At 69.6% G+C, this 24,701-nt stretch carries 17 protein-coding genes; 4 read left to right on the plus strand and 13 right to left on the minus strand.

From position 1 onward, the window contains the following. Window positions 1–95: 95 nt before the first annotated feature. Window positions 96–1,574, minus strand: a complete 1,479-nt coding sequence (locus tag DSC45_RS30810; protein ID WP_119295290.1) for a DUF4192 domain-containing protein — start codon at window positions 1,572–1,574, stop codon at window positions 96–98. Between the two features lie 133 nt (window positions 1,575–1,707). On the opposite strand from DSC45_RS30810, the gene DSC45_RS30815 reads away from it, so the two are divergent. Together DSC45_RS30815 and DSC45_RS30820 are read left to right on the plus strand one after the other, a co-directional pair. Beyond that, window positions 1,708–3,870, plus strand: coding sequence for a RecQ family ATP-dependent DNA helicase (locus tag DSC45_RS30815; RefSeq protein ID WP_119295291.1), 2,163 nt, complete (start codon window positions 1,708–1,710; stop codon window positions 3,868–3,870). A 218-nt stretch (window positions 3,871–4,088) separates the two neighbouring features. Next, window positions 4,089–4,769 carry a hypothetical protein gene (locus DSC45_RS30820; protein ID WP_119295292.1) on the plus strand — a complete coding sequence of 227 codons (681 nt, stop codon included), beginning with the start codon at window positions 4,089–4,091 and terminating at the stop codon, window positions 4,767–4,769. Window positions 4,770–4,898: 129 nt separating this feature from the next. Here the strand turns inward: DSC45_RS30820 and DSC45_RS30825 are convergent, their stop codons facing one another. The 6 genes from DSC45_RS30825 to DSC45_RS30850 form a co-directional block, all read right to left on the minus strand. Then, window positions 4,899–5,531 (minus strand): hypothetical protein, encoded by a 633-nt coding sequence (locus DSC45_RS30825; protein ID WP_119295293.1) that lies wholly within the window; start codon window positions 5,529–5,531, stop codon window positions 4,899–4,901. A 71-nt stretch (window positions 5,532–5,602) separates the two neighbouring features. Beyond that, a complete protein-coding gene (locus DSC45_RS30830; protein WP_119295294.1) occupies window positions 5,603–6,307 on the minus strand; it encodes a ribonuclease HII in 705 nt (234 codons plus the stop codon). 604 nt (window positions 6,308–6,911) lie between these two features. Beyond that, window positions 6,912–8,375 carry a DUF4153 domain-containing protein gene (locus tag DSC45_RS30835; RefSeq protein WP_240434952.1) on the minus strand — a complete coding sequence of 488 codons (1,464 nt, stop codon included), beginning with the start codon at window positions 8,373–8,375 and terminating at the stop codon, window positions 6,912–6,914. 646 nt (window positions 8,376–9,021) lie between these two features. Continuing rightward, window positions 9,022–9,930, minus strand: coding sequence for an ADP-ribosylglycohydrolase family protein (locus DSC45_RS30840; protein WP_119295295.1), 909 nt, complete (start codon window positions 9,928–9,930; stop codon window positions 9,022–9,024). Window positions 9,931–9,942: 12 nt separating this feature from the next. Further along, the gene (locus DSC45_RS30845; protein ID WP_119295296.1) at window positions 9,943–10,602 is read right to left on the minus strand and encodes a histidine phosphatase family protein; all 660 of its coding nucleotides are present in this window, start codon (window positions 10,600–10,602) and stop codon (window positions 9,943–9,945) included. 105 nt (window positions 10,603–10,707) lie between these two features. Then, the gene (locus tag DSC45_RS30850; protein ID WP_119295297.1) at window positions 10,708–11,313 is read right to left on the minus strand and encodes a YdbC family protein; all 606 of its coding nucleotides are present in this window, start codon (window positions 11,311–11,313) and stop codon (window positions 10,708–10,710) included. Window positions 11,314–11,401: 88 nt separating this feature from the next. Between DSC45_RS30850 and DSC45_RS30855 the strand changes: the two genes are divergently transcribed. After that, a complete protein-coding gene (locus DSC45_RS30855) occupies window positions 11,402–11,977 on the plus strand; it encodes a TerD family protein (protein WP_276145481.1) in 576 nt (191 codons plus the stop codon). A 172-nt stretch (window positions 11,978–12,149) separates the two neighbouring features. On the opposite strand, the gene DSC45_RS30860 is transcribed toward DSC45_RS30855, so the two are convergent. Both DSC45_RS30860 and nrdR read right to left on the minus strand, forming a co-directional pair. Continuing rightward, window positions 12,150–15,041, minus strand: coding sequence for a vitamin B12-dependent ribonucleotide reductase (locus DSC45_RS30860; RefSeq protein ID WP_119295299.1), 2,892 nt, complete (start codon window positions 15,039–15,041; stop codon window positions 12,150–12,152). Between the two features lie 147 nt (window positions 15,042–15,188). Continuing rightward, complete coding sequence (nrdR, locus tag DSC45_RS30865) at window positions 15,189–15,725, minus strand: transcriptional regulator NrdR (protein WP_119295300.1); 537 nt, start codon at window positions 15,723–15,725, stop codon at window positions 15,189–15,191. Between the two features lie 464 nt (window positions 15,726–16,189). Here nrdR and lexA point away from each other — a divergent pair, with 464 nt between their 5' ends. Then, on the plus strand, window positions 16,190–16,981 hold the full coding sequence (gene lexA, locus DSC45_RS30870; protein ID WP_119295301.1) for a transcriptional repressor LexA: 792 nt from the start codon (window positions 16,190–16,192) through the stop codon (window positions 16,979–16,981). Between the two features lie 142 nt (window positions 16,982–17,123). On the opposite strand, the gene DSC45_RS30875 is transcribed toward lexA, so the two are convergent. The 4 genes from DSC45_RS30875 to DSC45_RS30890 form a co-directional block, all read right to left on the minus strand. Beyond that, entirely contained in the window at window positions 17,124–19,163 is a 2,040-nt protein-coding gene (locus DSC45_RS30875; protein WP_119295302.1) for an ATP-dependent DNA helicase, read from the minus strand. A 50-nt stretch (window positions 19,164–19,213) separates the two neighbouring features. Further along, window positions 19,214–21,028: an IucA/IucC family protein gene (locus tag DSC45_RS30880; RefSeq protein WP_119295303.1), complete on the minus strand. Its 1,815-nt coding sequence runs from the start codon at window positions 21,026–21,028 to the stop codon at window positions 19,214–19,216. A gap of 460 nt (window positions 21,029–21,488) precedes the next feature. Then, window positions 21,489–22,349: a GNAT family N-acetyltransferase gene (locus DSC45_RS30885; protein ID WP_240434943.1), complete on the minus strand. Its 861-nt coding sequence runs from the start codon at window positions 22,347–22,349 to the stop codon at window positions 21,489–21,491. 26 nt (window positions 22,350–22,375) lie between these two features. Continuing rightward, window positions 22,376–24,658 carry an IucA/IucC family protein gene (locus DSC45_RS30890; protein ID WP_240434944.1) on the minus strand — a complete coding sequence of 761 codons (2,283 nt, stop codon included), beginning with the start codon at window positions 24,656–24,658 and terminating at the stop codon, window positions 22,376–22,378. Window positions 24,659–24,701: the final 43 nt, after the last annotated feature.

Consider the following 24,701-nt stretch of genomic DNA (forward strand, 5'->3'; position numbering starts at 1 on the left):
TCCGACGGGCAGACTGGACGGCACACAGGGAGCGGGACGCCGGATCTTCGGCCTCCGCCGCCACCAGCCGGTCCAGCTCCCCGGACCCCAGAGCCTCATCGCCGGCTCCGCGAGCCCGGCGTGCCCGAACGGCGATCGCGCCCTACCGGGCCCGACGCCCTCGAGCCGGGCGAGCGTACGTCGCTGCGTGTCGTCCGCGGACGTCGTGTGCGGTCTCCTCCCCACGGTCCGTTCACGGCTCGGCGAGAAGTGGCCCGACGTTGCCTCGGCACGAGGGGCTTCGGCGCAGGAGTGGGTTTCGAATCCCCCTCCGTGGCCGGCACGCCGGAGTCCGGGTCCGCACCTGGGGAAGTTCCCGCGGTCGCTGCCGTCTCGGTGTCGTCCTGCTCGGGCTCCCGGCCGGAAGCGTCCGGCTCAGGCTCGACAGGGGGCCCGTCCATGGGCTGGGGCGAAGAACCGCTCGCCCGCAGGCATTTCCGCACCGACTCCGGATCGAGTCCTTCGATGATCGCGTGATGCAGGAGACGGGCGAACGTGTAGTCCGGAACACGGCGCAACGCCATGCACAGAACAGCCCGGGCCTCGATCTCGTCCCCCAGGGACCAGGCGACCCACCCGGCCAGCGTGAGTGGGGCGGCCGCGTGCTCGGCGTAGGCCCCCACGCAGCGCCTGGCGAGCGAGCGCCAGAGCCGCAGCGCCGCTGCACCGTCCTGTCCTTCCATCCACTCCGCCGCCCGGTCCCGAGTCGTGCGGTCCTGGAGACCGATGATGAGCGTCGCGGCCTGTCGTTCGCTGAGCAGTGTGTCGTCGCCGATGTCGGCCATCACCCGGCCCGCAGCCGGCGCCGCTGCCCGAAACTGCTCAAGCGCCCTGCCGACCGCCGCCACCGTCTCGTCCGCGGTCTCTGCCCGCGTCTCTTGCTCCAGGATCCGGGGGACCAGCATGCGCGCCGCTGCGTCCAGAGCCCGTTCCTGAGCCTCGGAAGCAGAGCCCTCCAACGGGGTGTACCTGTTCTCCATCTCCCGGATGGATCCGCGTACCTGGAGCCCTGCATAGGCCGCAGCCGCGGCGATGACCGAGGTGCCGGCCACGCTCAGCGGCATTCCCTCGGGCGCGCAGCAGCGAGGGTCCGGGCACAGATAGGACCAGTAGCGCCCGCCCGACAGGCAGAGCGACTCGCTCACAGGAACGCCGGCAGCGACGCAGGCGTCGCCGAGCGCCTCGGCGAGGGGCCGCAGGTACTCCATCACCTGCCGTCCGGTCTGGCCGTCACGCGGCTCGCGACACAGATACACGACCATGGCGTCCGGCTTGGCTCCGCGCCGCACACCGCTCTTGATCAGGCAGTTGGCAAGTTGCTCGGCCGTTTCGGGCCAGTCCTCGACGGATTCCGGGAGGCCCAGGCGTACGCGGCCGCCGAGGGCGCCCTCATCGCCATGTGTGGCTGCCAGGACGACACTCTCGTCGGGGTGGAAGCCCATCAAGTAAGGGAGCGCATCGGCCAGTTCGGCCGGGCTGCGCAGAACGATCGGACGGTTGCCGGAAAGGCCCGTGGCCTCGTTGTGATGCGTCATGCGGCGACCTTCTCCCGAAACGGAAAATTCCGCTTATGCCTGTGGATAACCTGAGCCATGGGCATGCTCAGACTTGTCCACAGATCCCGAAGAGCATTGGCCGGATGTCGGACCCATCGGGTTGCATGGACACATGAGCAACGAAGAACTCCGCACGGCCGCCGACTCCGTACTGGCTCGACTCGTCGGCGACCCCACCGGCCGCGCCAGGCTGCGCGAGGACCAGTGGCGCGCGATCGAGGCCCTGGTCGCCGACAAGCGACGGGCCCTGGTCGTACAGCGCACGGGCTGGGGGAAGTCAGCGGTGTACTTCGTGGCCACAGCGCTGCTGCGGGAGCAGGGCGCCGGACCGACGGTGATCGTCTCCCCGCTCCTCGCCCTGATGCGTAACCAGGTGGAAGCGGCCGCCAAAGCAGGCATCCGCGCCCGGACGATCAACTCGTCGAACAACGAGGAATGGGACACGGTGCAGCAGGAGGTCGCCGCCGGCGAGGTCGACGTCCTCCTGGTGAGCCCCGAGCGGCTCAACAACCCGGACTTCCGTGACGAGGTACTCCCCAAGCTGGCAGCCGCCACCGGCTTGCTCGTCGTCGACGAAGCACACTGCATCTCCGACTGGGGCCACGACTTCCGGCCCGACTACCGGCGCCTTCGCACCATGCTCACGGACCTGCCGCCGGACGTGCCCGTGCTGGCGACGACCGCCACCGCCAATGCCCGGGTCACCGCGGACGTCGCGGAGCAGCTGGGCACGGGCCAGGGCACGGACGCCCTGGTGCTGCGCGGCCCTCTCGACCGGGAGAGCCTCAGCCTGTCCGTCCTGCAACTCCCGGACGCCGCACACCGGCTGGCTTGGCTCGGGGAGCACCTTGAGGATCTGCCGGGGTCCGGAATCATCTACACCCTCACAGTGGCGGCGGCCGAAGAAGTGACGAGCTTCCTGCGCCAGCGCGGCCATCCGGTCCAGTCGTACACGGGGCGTACGGAGAACGCCGACCGGCAGCAGGCCGAGGACGACCTCCTGGCGAACCGAGTCAAGGCGTTGGTCGCCACCTCCGCCCTCGGAATGGGCTTCGACAAACCCGACCTGGGCTTCGTGGTGCACCTCGGGTCCCCGTCGTCCCCGATCGCGTACTACCAGCAGGTCGGCCGTGCGGGCCGCGGCGTGGAGCATGCGGAAGTCCTGCTGCTGCCCGGCCGCGAGGACGAGGCGATCTGGCGCTACTTCGCTTCGGTCGCCTTCCCTCCGGAGGAGCAGGTGCGCCGCACCATCGACGCGCTGGACCAGGCAGGCCGCCCCTTGTCGCTTCCTGCGCTGGAACCCTTGGTCGAACTGCGCCGCTCCCGGCTCGAGACGATGCTCAAGGTGCTGGACGTCGACGGCGCCGTGAAGCGGGTCAAGGGCGGCTGGATCTCCACCGGCCGACCGTGGGCCTACGACGCCGAGCGCTATGCATGGGTGGCCAGGCAGCGGGAGGCGGAGCAGCAGGCCATGCGGGACTACGCGACGACCGCCGGTTGCCGCATGGAGTTTCTGCGCCGCCAACTGGACGACGAAGCGGCCACGCCCTGCGGTCGCTGCGACAACTGCAAGGGCGCTCGGTTCACCACGGATGTCGCATCCTCCGCGCTGACCTCCGCCCGCGGCGAGCTGGAGCGCGCCGGTGTCGAACTCGACCCGCGCAAGATGTGGCCCACCGGCCTCGCCGCAGTGGGAGTCGGCCTGAAGGGCCGCATCCCCGCCGGTGAGCAGGCGGGTACGGGCCGGGCCCTCGGTCGGCTCTCCGACATCGGCTGGGGCAATCGCCTGCGGCCGATGCTGGCGACGCAGTCCCCCGACGGCCCCGTGCCCGACGACGTGGCGCGCGCCGTCGTCGAGGTACTGGCGGACTGGGCCAAGGGGCCCGGAGGTTGGGCGACCGCCGACGCCTCGACGCCCCGCCCGGTCGGTGTGGTCGCCATGCCCTCCCACACCCGCCCACAGCTGGTCGGCTCTCTGGCCTCCCACATCGCCACCGTGGGACGCATGCCGCTCCTTGGTTCGCTCTCCTACGCGCCCGGCGCCCTGGAGGCACCTGTCCCCCGGTCCAACAGCGCCCAGCGGCTGCGCGCGCTCGACGGCGCCCTGGAAGTCACGGACGAACTGACAGCAGCCCTGCGAGGAGCACCCGGCGGACCGGTGCTCCTGGTGGACGACATGAGCGACACAGGCTGGACGCTCGCTGTGGCGGCCCGGCTTCTCCTGCGCAGCGGAGCAGAGGGGGTGTTGCCGCTGGTCCTCGCCGTCCAGGGATGAGCGGGCGTCACCAGGGCGGCGCGCGGGCAGGGATATTGGTGCCGCACTCACACATTCCGGTCGGCGATGCCAATTGCTCGTTGCCGCAAGCGAGTCGGGCGGCGAGAATTGAAGTCGCTCCCCGCGTGGCTCGTCCGTGGCCCGGCAGGGCTGTGCCGTGGTGCGCTTCCCAGTCAGACCTCGCCCGCAGGTGTGGGCGCGTAGCCGAAGGGAGGACCGTGACCTTCGGATTCGCTCCGTCCGCAGGACAGCCGACGCCTCGAGCTCCAGGTTCCTTCGGGATGCCCTCCGACTCCAGCAACCAACTGGCCAGATCGCTCGAGCCCGCCGAGTGGGCCGCCGCCGGGATCCCGCTGCTACGAGATCCGCGCGAGGTGGTCACCGGGCTGCACGCGCGGCATCTGCCGCCACCGCGAACAGCAGTCGTGGCGGTGCTCGACCAGGAGGAACGGCTCAGGGCGAGCGCGTCCTTCACCCAACGCGCCGACGCAGCGGACGGCTGGGTGTTCCGCAACGCTCTACTGTCCCAGCTCCGTCGGGTGATCCCGCACGACCTGCGGCGGCGCACACCGGTGCGTACGGCCGTGCTCCTCTACTGCAGAGACGGCGAGGAGCAGTGGACGCAGGAGGACGGCGCCTGGATGTGGGGGCTGCGCGACGCCTGCACGTTGCACGGGCTGCGGTGCGGCGCGTACATCACGCTGACCCGCGCAGGCTGGCGGGTTCTGGGTGAGGGGCGCAGCGGCCGTCGCCCTCAGGCCGAGGCGTCCCGACGGCAAACTGACGCCTCTGCTTCGAGGCCGCCACAGCACCGTGAGCCGCCGACCGGAGTGGAGGCACCGCGGGGCCGGCTCGGAGGCGGCGGCATCGAGCCGTTCCGACGCGCGACCGCGATGTGACGAGCGCGCTTTCGCGCGGGTTGTCGTCGCGGCCCAACACAAGGGGCTGCGGCGTGGCCGATGGCACGGCCACCGTCGAGCCGTCACCTCTGCCGCACAACCGGGAGACCCGGCCGCGCGGCAGAGGTGTCAAACGCCGACGCCGAGCGCGGAGTTGATCCGCTGCGGGTCGCCGCAGACGATCAGCAGAGCCTCCGCCCGCCCGAGGGCGAGCGGCAGTGCTGCGGCGGCCGCACTGTCGTCACCGCCGTTGAGGGCGACGACGACCACGGGCCGGACCGAAGCACGGGCCAGGTCCGTGGCACCGGCGTGGAACACGTCGTCGCGCGCGTCGTGCTGCGCCCAGTAGGCACTGTCGCCGAACGAACGCTCATGCGTGGCCCACGGATGCAACTCACCCGTGGTGATCACCAGGACGTCGCCGGGCGGACGGCCGGAGTCGAGAAGCAGGTCGACCGCTTCCTCGGCTGCGGCAAGTGCCCCCTCGACAGAGGCCGGAATCAGCTGGATCTGCGGGGAATCGGATGCCGCCGCGGCCGCCGGAGCAGCAGGTGCGGCCGGAGCCGGCCTGGCCGAATCGCGCGTGCTGCGCTGGGCCGGAGGCTTGGGCTGAGCAGGGCCCGGACGGCCGGGGCGCGAAGCTGCCGCGGGACGGGGGCCGGGTACGGGGCGGGGGGTCGGCACGCTGCGGCCGCTGGCCGAATTCGTGCGGGGACCCTGGGCGCTCTCGGGAATCTGAGGCTCCTCGGGAATGAGAGGCATGGTTGGTTGTCTATCAAACGCCGGTGCGAGTCGCATCGGCGGGTGGCACATACGTGCGACCGGCAATGGTGTCAGAAATCGAAGCCGAGTTGCCCCTCGATTTCCGCGGCGGCAGGGCGGGGCGCCGGGACCCGGTTCTTCTTCAGGTGCCGCCACTGGGGCAGCGCGTCGAGGTACGACCACGACAACCGGTGGTGTTCGGTAGGGCCGGACTCGGCGAGGGCCGCCTTGTGCACCGGCGAGGGGTAGCCCGCGTTGGCCGCGAAGCCGAAGGGGGCGTAGTCCGCGTCCAGTTCGGCCATCATGGCATCGCGCCGCACCTTGGCGATGACGGAGGCCGCCGCCACTGCGATGCAGGACTGGTCGCCCTTGATCACGGTGCGCACCTTCCACGGGTCGCCGAGATAGTCGTGCTTCCCGTCGAGGATGACGGCGTCGGGACGTACCGGCAGCAAGTCCAGCGCCCGTACGGCGGCGAGACGCAGAGCCGCGGTCATACCCAGCGCGTCGATCTCCTCCGGGGAAGCATGACCGAGTGCGCAAGCCGTCACCCAGTCAGTGAGGATCTCGGCCAACTCGTTGCGCCGCTTCACGGTGAGCAACTTGGAGTCGGTGAGCCCTTCAGGCGCGCGACGCAGGCCGGTGACCGCGGCACAGACCGTGACGGGACCGGCCCAGGCCCCCCGCCCCACCTCGTCGACACCGGCAATGATCTTGGCCCCGGTCGTGGCGCGGAGTGAGCGCTCGACGGTGTGGGTGGGTGCTTCGTACGGCATGGCGTCATCAGGTTACGCCGCCTCCCGTGCGCGATGACACCCCGGCCCGGATCGGAACTTCCCACCGCTCACGAAACGCCGACCCGACTCTGCTCGGATCCCCTGCAAGGGGCGCCTCCGCCCGGAGGTCGCAGGGCGTGACGACGCCGACAGTTCGTCGACCATCGGGGCGGCCCGCGCCGCAGCGCCGTTCACTTTCGTACACGTCAGAGCCGTGCGTCATTGGTGCCGGACGGCGACGCGACCGCCACCTTCACCACGATCTCAACTCACGGAATCAGACGGCGTGCAAGCGACGGCTCCCACCTCAGCCCAACGGCCGTACGGCACCGACGACGATCAGGTGTCGGGGCGCACCACGAAACAGCCGTCGCATTCGTGAACCCCGAGGCCGTTCCTGTCGGCCTCCGGTCCCGCCACGGCCGACAGCACGGACGACGCTCCTACGCCTGACCATCCGGCCACCGGGCAAGCAGGAGGAGCTCACTCGAAACTGCCCCCACCTCCCGCTCCCTTGCCGTACTCGCCCCACTCATCGCGCGGTGTTCGACAGGATGACGGTCCATCGGGTGGCCGGCGTCGACCGCCCGCCGGCCACCCGCGCTCAGTAGCTGTCGCGATCCGACCCGGTGGGACCGTCGGGTGACGCGTCCGCACAAGCCTGGCGATCTCCCCCAGCCGGCAGCTTGGCGTCGACACGGCGCGCCCTGGCCTCACCGAGGCTGGTGGCGTACCAGGGCTTCCGCTCGGCGCCGAGCCCGTCGACAATTCCGCTCACAGCGCAAGAACGCAGCGGCTCCGGCAGGGACTTGAAGGCCGACACCGCATCGGCCGACAACCCCTGGGCGTACTCCAGATCGAAGTGGCCGGTGTCCTCGTAGCGCTGCACATTGCGTTCCGCGATCAGCCCGTCGGGCGATACGAGGCCGAACACGAGGACGCCTGCCGCAGCCGACACCACAACGGCACGTGGCAGCCAGCGCGCTCCCCAGATCCCGGCCGCGACGATCAGCACGATCACCACGCCGAACCAGATCTCCGCAGCCATCACCGAGATCCGTAGCCGGGTGAGTCCGTAGGCGTCGACGTACATGTCGAGGCGGCGGAGGGCCGACGCCACCACGATCAGCGTCATCCCGCACAACGTACCGAGGATGCCGCGGACCAGAGTGCGATCACCCCGCGGTGCCCAGCGCGACGCGAGAGCGATCACCAAGAGGGTGAGCAGAGTCGCGAAGAGCAGTTGCCAGAAGCCCTGTCGGGCGTAGTCCGCATACGTCAGCCCCTGGCGCAGCGCCGCGTCGTATCCGCCGAACAGGACGGCGAGCTGGATGACGTTGAAGACGCCGAAGAGCAGGTTCAGCACGACCAGCGGCAGCGCCCACTCGAGTCGGCCGCGTGGGCGGCCGGGCGCCACCGTGAGACGGTCCCAGCTCAGCGGGGCGGCCGCGCTGTGTGCCGCGGCCAGCGCCAGGAGCGCTCCGAGCGCGAACAGGAGCACCCGCCAAGGCCCGTCGGATACAGAAGTGTCGGGGATCAGCCCGCTGAGCAAGCTACTGAACGCCTGATCCGCACTCGCGAAAAGCGCTCCGAAGACCATCAGCAGAACCGCGCTCACCACCACCGCCCGCAACACCGGGCCCGCGCGCCCGTGTCCGGAGCCGACACGGTCACGAAGCCCCCGCCACGCCCAGGCAACGCCGGAACCGGAGGCTCCGATCACCCCGAGTGGGTTGAGGAGCGCTCCGAGCCACGTACGGCTGCCGTGCACGGCGAGTGATCCCATACCGAACGCCGCGACGACGGCCAGGAACGACGGCCATCCGGCATCGCGCAGCGCCGGCACCACGAGCAGCCCGAGGCCGACGGCTGCCCAGAGCCAGGTGAGCGGCCGCGGACGCCGACCGGCCGCCTGCCCGGCGAAGAACACGGCCAGAGCCGCGGGCACCGCGACGATCAGCAGATTGAGCGCGAGGCCCTCGCCGAGGAGCAATGAGCTCAGTACGGCGGTGCCGAGCGCGGCCCAGAGCGTCGCGACCCGGATCGGCGCCGGCGCATCGGCCGCTATTCGGTCGGCCCAAGTGGGGTGCGAGCCTCCGGCTTCGGCCGGATAGGACCAGCTGTCCCGGTGGCCGGTGGTTCGCCGGGCGACTGCCCGGGCGCCGTGCTGCGGCTCTGGCCGGACTCCGGAGTGCGCGCGTCCGGACTGCCCCGGTGGTGCCGCGGCTGCCGGGATGGCGTCGGCGGGCTCGCGCCTGGCGGACGGCACCTCGGTGCCGGAGGGTTCGTCGGCGGTTGCCGCGTCCTCGCCGCCGGGTGGTTGCTTCCCCTGCGACAGCCCCTCGACGGCCCGCGCCTTCTCCTCGTCGGCCCGCCCCCCGGCTGCTGTTTCCTCGCCGGACGGCTGCCGACCGGACTCTTCCCCTCCGGACGGTTCGTGCTTCGCTTCTGACACGGGACCCCCTCCCGGCCGCCCCGCCCCGTGCTGCCGACGATGAGCGGCATCTCTTGTACCCGCCCGCCATGATCAACAGACGGTGTGGCGCCACAGAGTAGCCCCGTCACGGGGGGATGGCGCCCGCCCCTGCGACTCTTTGTGGCGCGACCGTGACGGCCGCCGGAGTCAGGACAGACGGATACGCAGTCAGGCGCGTAGGCGCGAAACGCGTCGCCCGCTCAGACGCAGAACCGTCGATCCACCGGAGTCGACCGGCTCAGGACACCTTCGAGGGCAGCCATTCCGGCAGCTCCTCGGTCCGCTCCACCCATGCCGCGGGCGGCGCCCCGCCCGTACCCGCGGCGAGCACCCCGCCGACGATCGCGCAGGTCGTGTCCATGTCGCCGCCGACCCGGACGGTGTCCCAGAAGGCGGCTTCGAAATCCCCCAGGCTCCGGGCCGCCGACCAGAGAGCGAAGGGCACCGTGTCATGCGCGGTGGTACGCCGACCGCAGCCGAGCACCGCCGCCACGGTCACCGGGTCGCTGTAGTCGAGCATGTCGCGTGCGCGCCGGAGCCCGGCGCCGACCGCACTGCGCGGGACCAGATCGATCACCGCGCCGAGCAGTTCGTCCGGGGTGGGCGGCTCGGCCCCTGCCGCAACGATCGCCGCGGCAGCGGCCACCGCCATGGCGCCCACGACTGCCTCGCGGTGCTGATGCGTCGGGTACGCGGAGATCTCCGCCTGGTGGGTGGCCTGCTCTGGGTCGTCCGCGTACCAGGCACCGATCGGGGCGACGCGCATCGCCGCGCCGTTCCCCCACGAGCCCTGGCCCTTGAACTGTGCGGCCGCCAGCGCCCGCCAGTCTCCCCCGTCCCGCACCTGTGCGAGGAGCCGGTCGACGGCTTGGCCGTACTTCCGGTCCCGGTCCTGGTGTGTCGCGAAGGCCTGGGCCAGTTCGTCCTGGTCGATCCGGTGATGCGCGGCGAGCACCGCGAGGACGGAGCAGGCCATCTCGGTGTCATCGGTCCAGGGCCAGGCACCTTCGGGCACCTCACGTCGCTGCAGCAGGCTGTAGTTCGCCGGGACGAAGTACCGGGAGCCGAGGGCATCCCCCACCGCCAGCCCGCGCAGCGAGGCCAGCGAGCGCTCCAGGCGCCGGTCGGAAGACGAGTAAGCGATCATCGCTCACCCACCTTATCCGGTGTGCCCGTAAGGCTCGGGAGTCCGCCAGTGCTCGAAGGGCCGGTCGAGGGTGTACTTCCCGTCGGCTCCGAGCTGCAGAATCCGGACCTCGCCGTTCCCTGGATTGGACAGCGCCTCGAACTCGTCCACGGACCAGTGGAACCAGCGCATGCAGAACAGCCGCATCGTCAGCCCATGGGTCACCAACAGAACGTTCGGCGGGTGGTCGGGCGCCTCGAAGCTACGGAAGAGGCTCTCCAGGAAGGCGCCCACACGGTCGTACACATCGGCCCCGGACTCGCCCTGCGCGAAGCGGTAGAAGAAGTGCCCGTACGCGTCCCGGTACGCCTTCTGCAGACGGACGTCGTCACGGTCCTGCCAGTTGCCCCAGTCCTGCTCGCGCAGGCGTGGCTCCTCGCGGACCCGCATCCGGCCGGGGTCGAGCGCGAACGACTGCAAGGTCTCGTGCGTGCGGCGGTACGGCGAGACGTAGACGCTGACGCGCTCCTGCGCGAACAGCTCCCGGAGTCGTGCTCCCGTCTCCTCCGCCTGCCCGCGGCCCTTCGCGGTGAGGGCCAGAGCATGGTCCGGCTCCCTCTCGTACACCGTGTCGTCGGCATTGCCCTCGGACTCGCCGTGCCGGACGAGGACGATGCGCCGGGGTCGTGCCATGCGGAAACCCTAGTTCGCGGCACCGACAATCGCGCGATCGCCCCTGCCCAACGCTTCCACCCGCCACGTCGACGAGAAGTCACCGGCGCAGAGCGGCAGCGCGGATCAGATCGTCCAGGAGGGCTCGAGCTCGACGACATCCCCAGTGACGGACGCCACATCTGCATCGGTCTGTGCTCGCACGGAGAGCCGTTCCACGCGGTCCGCGCGGTACTTGCCGAACTCCTGCGCGGACTGCCACATCGAGAGCACCACGAACTCGTGCCCCGGCGCCTCGCCGAACAGGCCGCGCACCATCCCCGGCGATCCCGCCATCGCCGGATTCCACACCTTCTCCTGCATGTGGGCGAAGTGCTCCACCCGGTCCGCATGCACGCGGCAGTGCGCCACCCGCAGCACATCGGCGTCGCTGAAGCGGGGCTCGAACCCGGTCTTCACATCGAAGCGGTAGTCGAACAGCTTCGTCCGGAGGTCCCTGTACGTACCGGCCTGCGCGGCGTGCAGCCGGTCGTGGGAGCGCGCCATGAAGGAGTCGTAGAAGGCACGGCTCTCCCAGAACGCGAAGACATGCACAACCGACGGCGCTGCCCTGCTCCACCCCCCGCCCTGCGCTCGGAACCCCGGCTCCCCCAGAAGCCCAGCCCACTTCCGCTGCCCCCGCTCGAATCCCCGACGGTCCACCACGGTGCAACGAATCCACTTGACCAGCACCGAGCCATCGTACGGTGCCGGAGCAGAGCAGGATCCTCTCCAACGACCCTTCAAGATGGTGCAGTTCACAGAGTGCGCCACCGTGTGATTGCGTGGCAGCTCTGATCCACAGAGGGGGAAGGAAAGTGTGATGAGCAGTCTGAGTAAGGGGCTCGCCAAGGTCGAAGTGGGCCTGGCCTGGGACCCCAGCGGCCAGGGCGAGCCGCCGCACGACCTCGACATCGTCGCCGCGACGTACACGACCGAGGACACGTCCGGGCGGCCCGAATACCTGGTGCATTTCGACAGCCGCTCGCCGGACGGCACCATCACCCTCAACCGGGACAGCAAGACCGGACAGGGTTTCGGGTTCGACGAGGTGATGACGCTCGAGCTGGACCGGCTCGCGTCCACCTACGCACGCGTCGTCATCGGGGTGACGATCCAACAGACCAGCGGAGAGCTGGTGTTCGGGGACGTCGGCAATGTGCGCGTACGTATCAGGGAAGACCACGTCGACCTGCTGGAACACGGGTTCACCGACATCCCCAACGCCCGTTCGGCCACGGTGGCCGAGTTCGTCCGCGACGAGGACGACACCTGGGAGATGCGGGAGATCTACCAGGGGTTCGACGCCGATCCGAGCGCCTTCGCCGACCTGATGGGCGGCTCCGGCTCCTCCTGACTCCCATAGCCCCACGGAGCCAAGTGGGTGCCGACCGTTGGTCTCAGGCACGACGGCACAACGGCACGACGGCACGACGAAGGGGACCGACCACACGGCCGGTCCCCTTCGTGAACTCCGATCAGCTACCAGAGCGAGCTACATCGAACCTTGCGTCCGACTACCGCCCGTTCTAGCTGCAGCCGCTCGTCGAGCCGCAGCCCTCGCAGATGTAGCAGGAGCCGGCGCGCTGCATCTTCGTACCGCAGGAGAAGCAGAGCGGAGCATCCGCGCTGATACCGAGCTGCATCTCGACCAGTTCGGCCGAGGTGTGCGCCTGCTGCGGCGCGGGCTCGGAGCCCGGTGCCGCGACCGACTTCAGGAGCTCCTGGGCGGGCGGGGCGGACTGGGCGAGAGCCTCGACGTCCACCTCGTCCTCGGCCGGCTCGTACGAACCGGTGTCCAGGTGCCGCTGACGCTCCTCGGCCGAGTGGATGCCGAGCGCCGAACGGGTCTCGAACGGAAGGAAGTCGAGCGCCAGCCGACGGAAGATGTAGTCGACGATCGACTGCGCCATCCGCACGTCCGGGTCGTCCGTCATACCGGCCGGCTCGAAGCGCATGTTGGTGAACTTCGAGACGTAGGTCTCCAGCGGAACGCCGTACTGCAGACCGACCGAGACGGCGATCGAGAAGGCGTCCATCATGCCCGCGAGGGTCGAGCCCTGCTTGGACATCTTCAGGAAGACCTCGCCGAGACCGTCGTCCGGGTAGGAATTGGCGGTCATGTAGCCCTCGGCACCGCCGACGGTGAACGAGGTGGTGATGCCGGGACGGCCCTTCGGCAGACGCTTGCGGACCGGACGGTACTCGACGACCTTCTCGACGGCGCCGCGGAGCGCGTCCTCGGTCTTCTCGGCGATCTCCTCGACCTCCTTCTCCTTCTTCTTCGCGGAGAGGGGCTGGCCGACCTTGCAGTTGTCGCGGTAGATCGCGAGGGCCTTGACGCCGAGCTTCCAGGCCTCGAAGTAGACCTCCTCGACGTCCTCGACGCTCGCCGTCTCCGGCAGGTTCACCGTCTTGGACAGCGCACCGGAGATCCAGGGCTGGATCGCGGCCATCATCCGGACGTGGCCCATCGCGGAGATGGAGCGCTCGCCCATGGCGCAGTCGAAGACGCTGTAGTGCTCCGGCTTCAGGCCGGGAGCGTCGATCACATTGCCGTTGTCGGCGATGTGGGCGACGACCGCCTCGATCTGCTCCTCCTGGTAGCCGAGCCTGCGCAGCGCCTGCGGCACGGTGCCGTTGACGATCTGCATCGAGCCGCCGCCGACGAGCTTCTTGAACTTGACGAGCGCCAGGTCGGGCTCGAGGCCCGTGGTGTCGCAGGACATCGCGAGACCGATGGTGCCGGTCGGCGCGATCACCGAGGCCTGCGAGTTACGGAAGCCGTTCTTGTCGCCGAGACGGACCACGTCCTGCCAGGCCTCCGTGGCGGCGGCCCAGATCGGGGTGTCCAGGTCGTCGACACGGACGGCCTTGCCGTTGGCGTCGGCGTGCTGCTTCATCACGCGCTTGTGCGGGGCGGCGTTGCGCGCGTAACCGTCGTACGGACCGACCACCGCGGCCAGTTCGGCGGAGCGCTTGTACGAGGTGCCGGTCATCAGCGAAGTGATGGCACCGGCCAGTCCGCGGCCGCCGTCGCTGTCGTACGCGTGGCCGGTGGCCATCAGCAGGGCGCCGAGGTTGGCGTAGCCGATGCCGAGCTGGCGGAAGGCGCGGGTGTTCTCACCGATCTTCTGCGTCGGGAAGTCCGCGAAGCAGATCGAGATGTCCATCGCCGTGATGACCAGCTCGACGACCTTCGAGAAGCGCTCGGACTCGAAGGACTGGTTGCCCTTGCCGTCGTCCTTGAGGAACTTCATGAGGTTCAGCGACGCCAGGTTGCACGAGGTGTTGTCCAGGTGCATGTACTCGCTGCAGGGGTTCGAGCCGTTGATCCGGCCGGACTCCGGGCAGGTGTGCCAGGCGTTGATGGTGTCGTCGTACTGGATGCCGGGGTCGGCACAGGCCCATGCGGCCTCGGCCATCTTGCGGAAGAGGCTCTTGGCCTCGACCTCCTCGATGACCTCGCCGGTCATCCGCGCACGCAGACCGAACTTGGAGCCGGACTCGACGGCCTTCATGAACTCGTCGTTCACACGCACGGAGTTGTTGGCGTTCTGGTACTGGACGGACGTGATGTCGTCCCCGCCCAGGTCCATGTCGAAGCCCGCGTCGCGCAGGGCGCGGATCTTCTCCTCCTCCGTCACCTTGGTCTCGATGAAGCCCTCGATGTCGGGGTGGTCGACGTCGAGGATGACCATCTTGGCCGCGCGACGGGTGGCACCACCGGACTTGATCGTTCCGGCCGAGGCGTCGGCGCCGCGCATGAAGGAGACCGGTCCGGAGGCGTTGCCGCCGGAGGAGAGCAGCTCCTTGGAGGAGCGGATCCGGGAGAGGTTCAGACCGGCGCCCGAGCCTCCCTTGAAGATCATCCCCTCTTCCTTGTACCAGTCGAGGATCGAGTCCATGGAGTCGTCGACCGACAGGATGAAGCAGGCCGAGACCTGCTGCGGCTGCGGCGTTCCGACGTTGAACCAGACCGGGGAGTTGAAGCTGAAGATCTGGTGCAGGAGGGCGTACGCCAGCTCGTGCTCGAAGATCTCCGCGTCGTCGGCCGAGGCGAAGTAGCTGTTGTCCTCACCGGCCTTGCGGTAGGTCTTCACGATCCGGTCGATCAGCTGCTTCAGGCTGGTCTCCCGCTGCGGCGTGCCCACGGCACCCCGGAAGTACTTGCTGGTGACGATGTTGACCGCGTTCACCGACCAGAAGCCGGGGAACTCGACGCCACGCTGCTCGAAATTGACCGAGCCGTCGCGCCAGTTGGTCATGACGACGTCACGGCGGTCCCACTCGACCTCGTCGTACGGGTGCACGCCGGGGTTGGTGTGGATTCGCTCGATGCGCAGGCCTCGGCGGGCAGCTGTCGCTGCCTTGGATCCCTTGCGGGAACCCCGTGCCGGACCACTCGTCGTCTCTGTCATGCCGCCTCCCTGTATCGGGCTAAAACGCCCTGAAGTGCCGCGTTCTTCCCGTGGCACGATGTTGTCTCTGATGCCCTGAGCGCCGCTGAGGCCGCCCCTGACAGGTCTCGATCGCCGCTGAATCCGCCGGATCGCGCCGGCTCCGGTTCAGTCGGCCGCTGTGGCGGGCACGGGGACCTCGGCGGTCCCGGTTGAGCCGCACTCACCCTCGGCGCCCTGCCCCTCACCGTCGCCGCCGCCCCGTTGGGCGCGCAGCTCCTCGATGGCCGCTTCGAAGTCGTCGAGCGAGTTGAAGGCCCGGTACACGGACGCGAAACGCAAGTACGCGACCAGGTCGAGCTCACGCAAGGGGCCGAGTATGGCCAAACCCACGTCATGCGTGGTCAGTTCGGCGCTGCCGGTGGCCCGTACCGCCTCCTCGACCCGCTGGCCGAGCTGGGCGAGGGCGTCCTCCGTGACCGGGCGCCCCTGACATGCTTTCCGTACGCCGTTGATGACCTTGGTACGGCTGAAAGGTTCCGTCACCCCGCTGCGCTTGACGACCATCAGCGAGCAGGTCTCCACCGTCGTGAATCGACGCGTGCAGTCCGGGCACTGACGCCGCCGGCGGATCGACGTGCCGTCGTCGGTGGTGCGGCTGTCGACGACCCGACTGTCGGGGTGCCTGCAGAAGGGACAGTGCATGGCTCCCAACCCTCCCTCACAGCACGACTGAATGGCCTCACCAGGGGACCGAGGCCCCCTCGAAGCAGCCTCCAGCATAGGTGATGCCGGAGCCTCCGAAAGACTCAGGACCACAACTTGTGGGCTGCTGATGCAATCCAACCACTAGATCTGGGGTTTGGCCGCACAATCGACATCAAGCGTGTCGCGAGCCCCGCGGCGCCATGAGCGTACGGGACAGGGGTCCCTCCGCCTCACGCCGGGCCTCGAGTGGCAGACTGCCCGCGCCGGCCCAGCACGGCGGCGCGACCGTGAGCAGTACGGCAATCAACCGAAATGCCCGCTGTTCGATTTCCTGGCACTACACCCGAGCACATGACCGCGTCAGCGTTTTCCGGCTTTTTCACTCGAACGTGTGTTTGGCGCAACCTTTCGAAAGCAACTACCGTTGTCCAGCTAGGGAGAACATCTCGAGAGGGGCCGCCATGACCACCACCGCAGACAGCGCCACCATCACCGCCCAGGACCGCACTCGCGGTCAGGGCCGACTCGAGTCGGTGCACGCCATGAATGACTCAGGCACGAACCCTGAGGCGCCGAAGCCTACGCGCTCGCTGCCCGGCCGACCTCCGGGTATCAGGGCGGACAGCTCGGGGCTGACCGATCGGCAGCGGCGTGTGATCGAGGTGATCAGGGACTCCGTGCAGCGTCGCGGTTACCCACCGTCCATGCGGGAGATCGGGCAGGCGGTGGGGCTCTCCAGCACCTCGTCGGTGGCCCACCAGCTGATGGCTCTCGAGCGCAAGGGATTCCTGCGCCGCGACCCGCACCGTCCGCGCGCCTACGAGGTCCGGGGATCGGACCAGGCGAGCGCGCAGCCGACGGACACGTCGGGGAAGCCCGCGGCTTCGTACGTGCCGCTCGTGGGCCGGATCGCCGCCGGTGGTCCCATTCTCGCCGAGGAGTCGGTCGAGGACGTCTTCCCGCTCCCCCGACAGCTGGTCGGTGACGGCGAGCTCTTCGTGCTCAAGGTCGTCGGCGACTCGATGATCGAGGCAGCCATCTGCGACGGCGACTGGGTCACCGTCCGCCGCCAACCCGTCGCGGAGAACGGCGACATCGTGGCGGCGATGCTGGACGGCGAGGCCACCGTCAAGCGCTTCAAGCGCGAGGACGGGCACGTCTGGCTCCTCCCGCACAATGCTGCCTACCAGCCGATCCCCGGCGATGAGGCCACCATCCTCGGCAAGGTCGTGGCGGTGCTGCGGCGGGTCTGAGTACCCCGCCCCTCAAACCGGGCCCCGGGACCAACTGCGCCGGTCCTGGGGCCCTGTTCGTACGCACGGATCACGCGCCTCGCTCACGATCCGCTGCTCACCGGTTCGCACGCACCGGGCTGTGCGTGCGGCCCGCGCCTTCTCAGCTGTCGGCCGCCGCCTCGGCCGAGCCCGCCTCCGCGGCTTCAGTCTTGTCCGCCCCGGCCCTGGCCGCCGCGTCGATGGCCGCCAGCGAACGACGCACCTGATTTCGGTCCGTCGTGTACCAGAAGTCCGGCATCGAAGCCTTGAGGTAGCTGCCGTAGCGGGCGGTCGCGAGCCGCGGGTCGAGCACCGCGACCACGCCCCGGTCGCCCGAGGCTCTGACCAGGCGCCCCGAGCCCTGCGCCATCAGCAGTGCGGCATGCGTCGCCGCGATCGCCATGAAGCCATTGCCACCCGCCTCCTCCACCGCCTTCTGACGAGCGCTGAGCAACGGATCGTCGGGGCGTGGGAAGGGAATCTTGTCCATCACCACGAGTTGGCAGCTTGCACCGGGCACATCGACGCCCTGCCACAGCGACAGCGTCCCGAACAGGCACGTCCGAGGATCCGCCGCAAAGCCCTTGATCAGCTCGCCGAGCGTCTCCTCGCCCTGAAGCAGGATCGGGTACTCGGGAATGCGTGATCTCAGCTCCTCGGCCGCCTCCTGCGCACCGCGCATCGACGAGAAGAGACCCAGCGTGCGTCCGCCACTGGCCTGGATCAGCTCGGTCAGTTCGTCGAGCATGTCCGTACGAGCCCCGTCCCTGGCCGGCCGGGACAGGTGCTTGGCGACGTAGAGGATGCCCTGCTTGCCGTAGTCGAAGGGCGACCCGACGTCGAGGCCCTTCCAGACCGGGAGCTCCTCGGATTCCTTGTCCGGCGCCCGGGTGGTGCCCTCGGGGGCCAGGCCGAGGGAGGCACCGACACCGTTGAAATCGCCGCCCAGTTTCAGTGTCGCCGAGGTGAGGATCACCGATCGGTCGGCGAAGAGTTTCTCGCGCAGCAGCCCGGAGACCGACATGGGGGCCACCCGGAGTGACGCCCCGAACCGGTCGTGGCGCTCGTACCAGACGACGTCCCACTCGGAGCCCTCGGTGATGCGCTCCGCGACATCGTGCACGTTCTCGACCGCGGCCATGGCCTGCTTGCGCACCGCGTCCTCGTCGGTGACCGACTTGTCTCTGGTCGCGCCCATGGACGAGATGACGTTCCGCGCGGCGTCGCGCAGGGCGAGGAGCGCGTAGCCCAGGTCCTCGGGGACCTCTTCGAGCCGACCGGGCAGCGCCAGTTCCATGATCCGCTCGAACGTCTCGGCGGCGGTCTGCAGTTGGTCCGCCGCCTTCTCGTTGACCAGCTTGGCCGAGCGTCGGACCGCGCGGTTGACCTGCCCCGGGGTGAGTTCGCCGGTGGCGACACCCGTGACCCGTGAGACCAGCTCGTGCGCCTCGTCCACCACGAGTACCTCGTGCGAGGGCAGGACGGGGGCGCCCTCGATGGCGTCGATGGCGAGCAGCGCGTGATTGGTGACGACCACCTCGGAGAGCTTCGCTCGCTCCCTGGCCATCTCCGCGAAGCACTCCGCGCCGTACGCACACTTGGACGCCCCGAGGCATTCCCGGGACGAGACGGAGACCTGGGCCCAGGCCCGGTCGGATACCCCGGGCGTCAGGTCGTCCCGGTCCCCCGTCTCGGTGTCGTCCGCCCAGTCCCGCATCCGCAGCAGGTCCTGTCCCAGCTTGCTGGTCGGTGCTGCTGCCTCGAACTGGTCGAAGAGGCCCTCCTCCTCGTCCTGCGGGACGCCCTCGTGCAGGCGGTGCAGGCACAGGTAGTTCGACCGGCCCTTGAGCATGGCGAACTGGGGACGGCGGCGCAGCAGCGGATGCAGGGCGTCCACCGTGCGCGGCAGGTCACGCTCGACCAGCTGCCGCTGCAGGGCGAGCGTGGCTGTCGCGATCACCACCCGCTCGCCGTGCGCGAGGGCCGGCACCAGATAGCCGAGGGACTTGCCGGTGCCGGTGCCGGCCTGAACCAGCAGGTGGGCGTCGCCGTCGATCGCTTCGGCGACCGACTCGGCCATGGTCACCTGACCAGGGCGCTCCGTGCCGCCGACAGCGGTGACGGCGGCGTGGAGGAGTTCGGAGAGGGAGGGCTTCGTCATAGCTCGACCACCCTAAAGGGAGCCACTGACAATCCCCTCCGCCACTTCGGTCACGACGCGTGCAGGGGATTGGGGACCGTTCCGTGGACCGCGGCGTGCGGGCGGTCGGGGCGGTCACGGTAGCCGTCCAGGTGGAGGCGGTTGCGGTTGAGACAGAGCCGCTCGATCCGTTCGGTGAGCAGGTCGAAGGTGTCGAAGCGGTCCTTCAGCTCCGGGAACCGTGCCTGGTGGCGGAGGATCTCCGCGCGTACCAGCGACCAGAACTCCCGTTCCGGCACGGCGAGATGCTCCTCGCAGAGCGGCGCCAAGTAGCGGAACACACCGACGAACAGGCCGGAGTGAATGAACTGGGTGAGGAACTCGGGCGGCTCGGTCAGCAGCACCCGGCGCACGTCGTCCGGCATCGCAGCGTGCTCCGGGAGCGGTGTGGCACTGATGTTCACGTCGTCCACGAAGTCCTTGACGGCGAGCCGCACCGGCACGTCCTTCTCGTCGAACACCACGATGGCGTTCTCACCGTGCGGTGAGAACACGGTTCCGTAGCGGTACAGGAAGTGCAGGAGCGGCGGCAGCAGCGCCGCGAAGAGATGCTGCAGCCAGACCCGCGGCTCGAGGCCCGAGCGTTCGACGAGTTCGGCGGTGAAGGAGCGGCCCTGTGTATCTGTGTGCAGAAGCGCGGCCAGGGTCCTGGCGCGTTCGCCGGGCGCGAGATGACGGTCGAGGGGTTCACGCCAGATTGCTCCGAGCAGTTCCTTGTACTGGTACGGAACCTCGTCCAGACCGTCGTACACGGGATGTGGGACGGCCACCGACGCGACCTCGCCGAGCAGGATCACCCGGCACGTGTCGCGCAGGAACGGATCGCTGTCCCGCAGGCCGTGCACCCAGGCGGTGACAGCCGGCGCCGCGGAGGTGCGCTCGGTGGGCAGGCCGCGCCAGACCAGAGTGTTGAGCACGGACAGCGGGAGCTTCACCGTGTGCCGGTCGGGCCGGGAGACATTGAGAAACGTACGGATCGACTGCTGCGGCAGCCGCAGGTCCGTGTCCGCTCCCGAGGGGAGCAGCGCGATGTCGCCGGTCGCCACGGACTGGGCGAACAGGGGAAGCACGATGTCGTCCCACTGCCACGGGTGGACGGGCAGGTAGAGGTACTCACGGGGGTCACGGCCTCGTTCGGCGAGTGCCGCGGCGAAGGCCTCACGGGCAGGGGCGTCGAGTTCGCGCTCATACAGGTCGGCCGCGGAGGCGAGGCCCGGCACGCCCTCGTAGCGGGCGAGGTTCTGGTGCACCGCGATCCAGGGCAGAGAGGTGGCGTGACGCGCCTCGGGAGCCCAGGTTGCGGCGTCAGAGGCGGAGAAGCCCAAGCGCCCCTTGTTCAGGACGATCCAGGGGTGGCCGGTCTGGTGGCCTTCCAGTGCCGCGTAGTCGAGATCGGCGAGGCGCGCGGCTGGGAGTGCGCAGTGTTCGAGTTTGGCGTCGGCGGCGAGGGTGGCGCTGAGTTCGCGGACCAGGTGTCCGAGGGTGGCGCCGTCGAGGCCCAGGGTGGTGCGCGCCTTGGTGAGGAGGAGTATCGGGTCCTCGAAGACGGTGTCCGTGCTGGGCGCCGTGCCGGATGCGCTGCCCCCGGCGGGGACGTCGTTGGCGTGGGGCTGGGCGGGGATGGGTGGCCGTCCGCTCGCGCCGGGGCGCGCGGGCGCGCGGAGGACGAACGAACCGGGGACGACCCGCCAACTGTCGTACGCGCAGCGGCGTGCGCGGAACGCCAGGCGGGCACCGTCGTCGAGCGTGAGGGCGTAGTGGTCGGGGCCGGCGTCCGGCGCGGCCTGCGGGGTGACGATCTCCTCGTGGGCGAACTCCGAGATCATCTTGGCGAGCAGGCGGCGGGCGGCCGTGTTCCAGGCGTGCGGGTTCAGTTCGGGTGGCTCGAGGAGTGACGTCGCGCCGGGGCGGGCCGGACCCTGCTCGGGCGCGGCAGGTCGGGGGACGTGGTCCCGGCTTCGTGGTGCGGTGGAGCGGTGGGGGGCTGCGGTGTCCTGAGGGGGTGCGGGCCGGCCGGACGGGGGGTCCTCTGGAGGTTTCTGCACGGGAACTCCGATAGGTGAGCGGGTGACATGCGGCGGCGGGGTGCGGTGTTGGAGCGGCCGCTGCTTGTCGGGCGGGGACGAGCAAGGGGGCGACGCGGAAGCCTGGGTGGCGAGGCCGTGGGTCCGTCGGGGACGGCTGCAAACCCGTCGGGCTCGGAGGGGAACCTGATCGGCGCGGCCGGTGTACTAGAAGTGACAGGCGGATGGGAGTGGTTGAGGAGGAGACAGGGTGAGCGAGGGGTCAGGGTGAAGGGGTGCGGGCGGGTGCCAGGGGTGGGGCTGAGGTCGAAGCCCGCCCGGCCGAGGTGGGTTCCGGTCGGCCGGTGGACTCGCCGGCGTGGAGACGGCCGGAGGGACCTGCCGCGCGGTCGTGAACCATGAGGGCGGCCTGTTTGTCGGGGAGTTGGAGTTCGGTGTGGCTCCGGAATCCTGCCTTCTTGAATGCGGCTACGGAGGGGGAATTTCGAACATCGGGCTCGGCGATGACGCGGGTGCACCGGGTGCGATGGGCGAGGACGAGGCTGGTGACTGCCGCGATGAGAGTGGAACCGAGGCCCCTGCCACGGTCGCCGGCGCCGCCGATCAGGAGGTGGATCCCGGTGTCGTGCGGGCGGGACGCGTAGTGCCGGGCCAGCGGGTCGAGATCGGCACGATAGATCTCCCAGTAGCTCATCGGGACGCCGTCCAGTACGCCCAAGCAGGGAGCGCTGCGCCCGTCGCCTTCGAGTTGTGGGCGCAGATGGTCGGCGGTGATCTCTTCCGGACCGCCCAGTTCCCAGAAAGCCGCGACGACCGGGTCGTTCATCCATCTGGTGATCCGTGGCAGATCACGATCTAGGCGGACGGGCAGGAGGTGGAATACACCGGCCGAGGTCACCGCGGGCCTCCAGTCCGCCACGTGATCGAGGAGATCGCTGTCGTCGACAGGGGTGTGTCCCGGCTCGGTGGCGGACGGGTCGTCGGGGCGCCTGTTCAGGAGGGCGATGAATTCGTCCGACAGTCGGAGATCGAGCGTGTCCTCGATGTCTCCGGTAGCGAATCCAGACCCTAGGGGGGTGGCGGGGTCGGTGCCGGCGCCGGCGCTCGCTTCGGTGGCTGACACAGCGACGCTCCTCTCCTGGGAGACGTTCATGTTCGGGAGTTCTGAAGAGGGTTGGTGATGGTGACGTACACGGATTGGGTGTCGACTGGGCCGACGAGTTCGTCGAGCCCGTGTACCCGGGTCAGCAGGTTTGCCTTGCAGCGCAGGACGGATGACTCGAGCAGCTGCTCGGCGAAGGAGGAACCCGGCTTCCGGCCGACCGAGTTGACGCCCGTGAGGAAGCGGCGGAACGCGGCGATGAGGAGCTGCTCGTCCGCGAGGCCTTGTGCGCCGAGGGCGCCGATCAGGCCGAGGACGTTGTTGATACCGAGGTAATAGACGAAGCGTTCATCGGTGACGGCGTCGGGGACGAAGGTGTCGCTGTCCACCCCGACTCCGGGAAGTCGCTGGTCGAGCTCGTCGCGCCGGGATTCACGGAAGTAGTAGCCCTGGTTGTCGCGGTAGCGGCCGCCGGTGGGCCAGCCTTCCGGGTCGAGAACGACCAGGGTGTTCTGTTGGTGCGCTTCGAGGGCCACTCCGGCCTCACTGTCGAACCAGAGCACCGGGCGCACGACGTGCTCCAGGTAGCGCAGGAACCACTCGGCGGCTACCGCTCCCTGGGGACGACCGGTGCGTGCGGCGAGGCAGCTGATGATCTCCTCGAGGGCGGACCGCATCGGAGCGCTGCAGTGCTCCTGACCGGGGTGCCCGGCCGCCTCGCCGGGCTTGTCCGGCTCCACCGGACGGGGTGAGACCAGGCCGGCGAGGCAGCGGATGTTGTCACCGGGCACGAAGGGGTTGTTGCGGATCATCACGTCGAGTCCGGGCAGCGGAGCGCCGCCGGGTTCGGTGACACACAACCACGCCGGGTCTCGCACGATGTCGAACCCGGGGTGGGCGGCTTTCCACTGGTCGGCGAGGCCGCTGCGCAGCAGACGGTGCATCTCGACACCGCGCCGGAGCTCCTTGTGGAGGTTCTCCCGACGGGAGTTGGTGATGCGGAGCCCGAGAGACAGCTTGAGCATGGCCGCCGCGCCGGGGCGGTACAGCGTACGGACGGAGGAGGTGGGGAACCATGGTTCGCCCTGTGGACCGAGATCGCGGAGCAGGCCGGCGTCGAAGAGCTCGGCGACCTCCGGACGGTGTCTGAGCTCACGAGCCTGCCACGGGTGCAGTGGGAGCGCAGCATGTCCGTCGGGCAGGTCGAGCCAGTGCCCGGCGATCCTGTCCGTCAGCCTCCTGGCGCTGATCGTGCGTCCCCGTTCCGTCCAGGCGGAGTCCTCGGCGAGGGCGGCGGGGTGGACTGCGTACCAGTGCAGAGGGAAGGAGCCGCGCAATTCGGGTGAGTAGCGCAGTGATTCGGCGTCGGAAAGGCCTTCACGGCTCTTCGGCGTGGGATGCAGCGGGTGGCCCAGAGTCAGCGCCTGCTCCGCGGCGAGAAAGGCGTCGGCCGCGTCGCCCGTGCTGCCCCTGCGCTCCTTGAGGAAGGTCGCGGTACGTCGTACGGAGTCGGCGACGCGGCCGGCCAGGTCGCCACCGTCCCCGCGGAAGGTGTCGGTCTCCGGCCGGTCGACGACGCCCGTCGCTTCTCTGGTCAGGAGAGTCGCCACCGTGACGGCATCGGCCGCAGGCGCGCCGGGCGGAGCGCCCTCCAAGCGGGGTGGACCGAGTCGGTGCGCACCGGTGGCCGACCAGTAGCGGACGGGGACGGTCAGTGCCGTTCCGCTCGAGGTGAGCGGGATCCGCAGCGTGGACGGTGCTCCGGGTGTCGTGTTGCTGCTCGACGACTCGTCGAGGGCGCCGCTCGGAGCCGGGTAGTTGTTCTCCCGGATCCAGCAGCGGAGGAGATTCTCGACGGCCGCGGATTCGGCCGCGGTCCGTGGGTCCGGGTGCTCGAGCAGGTCGTCCGGGGGGACGAGGCCGTCTCCTGGCGGGCGTGACGGGTGGTGCGGAATGCCTTTCTGCCGGGGAACCGCGCTCGCATCGGCGACGAGAGGGGCAGTTCCGACCGAAGCAGTCGAACCGAGTGTGGAGGGGGTGTCGTGGTGACGACCGTCAGGCGTGGTGTTGAGGTTCAAGTGACGTTCCTTGTGCGGTGGCTGGTGCTGTGCGTTCGCATGTTGAGAGGTGAGCCGGGCCCGAGCATCGGCTGTGCGCCGGTGCATGGGGTGGCGCAGGACGTCGGGGGCGGTTTCGCTTCCGAAAGCCGTGGCGGTGTGCGCCGCCGGGGCGGAGGCGCCGGCCCGCGACGGCTCGTGGACGCCGGTGCGGCCCGCAGATGTGGCGAGTGTGAGGACGATCCGGTTCGCCCCGACGGGAGTTCGGACCATGGGCCGGTCCGTGGCCGGGCTCGGCCCAGGGGATCCCGTGACC

Origin of the sequence: Streptomyces sp. YIM 130001 (genome assembly GCF_003574445.1) — a bacterium.
Lineage (GTDB): Bacteria > Actinomycetota > Actinomycetes > Streptomycetales > Streptomycetaceae > Streptomyces.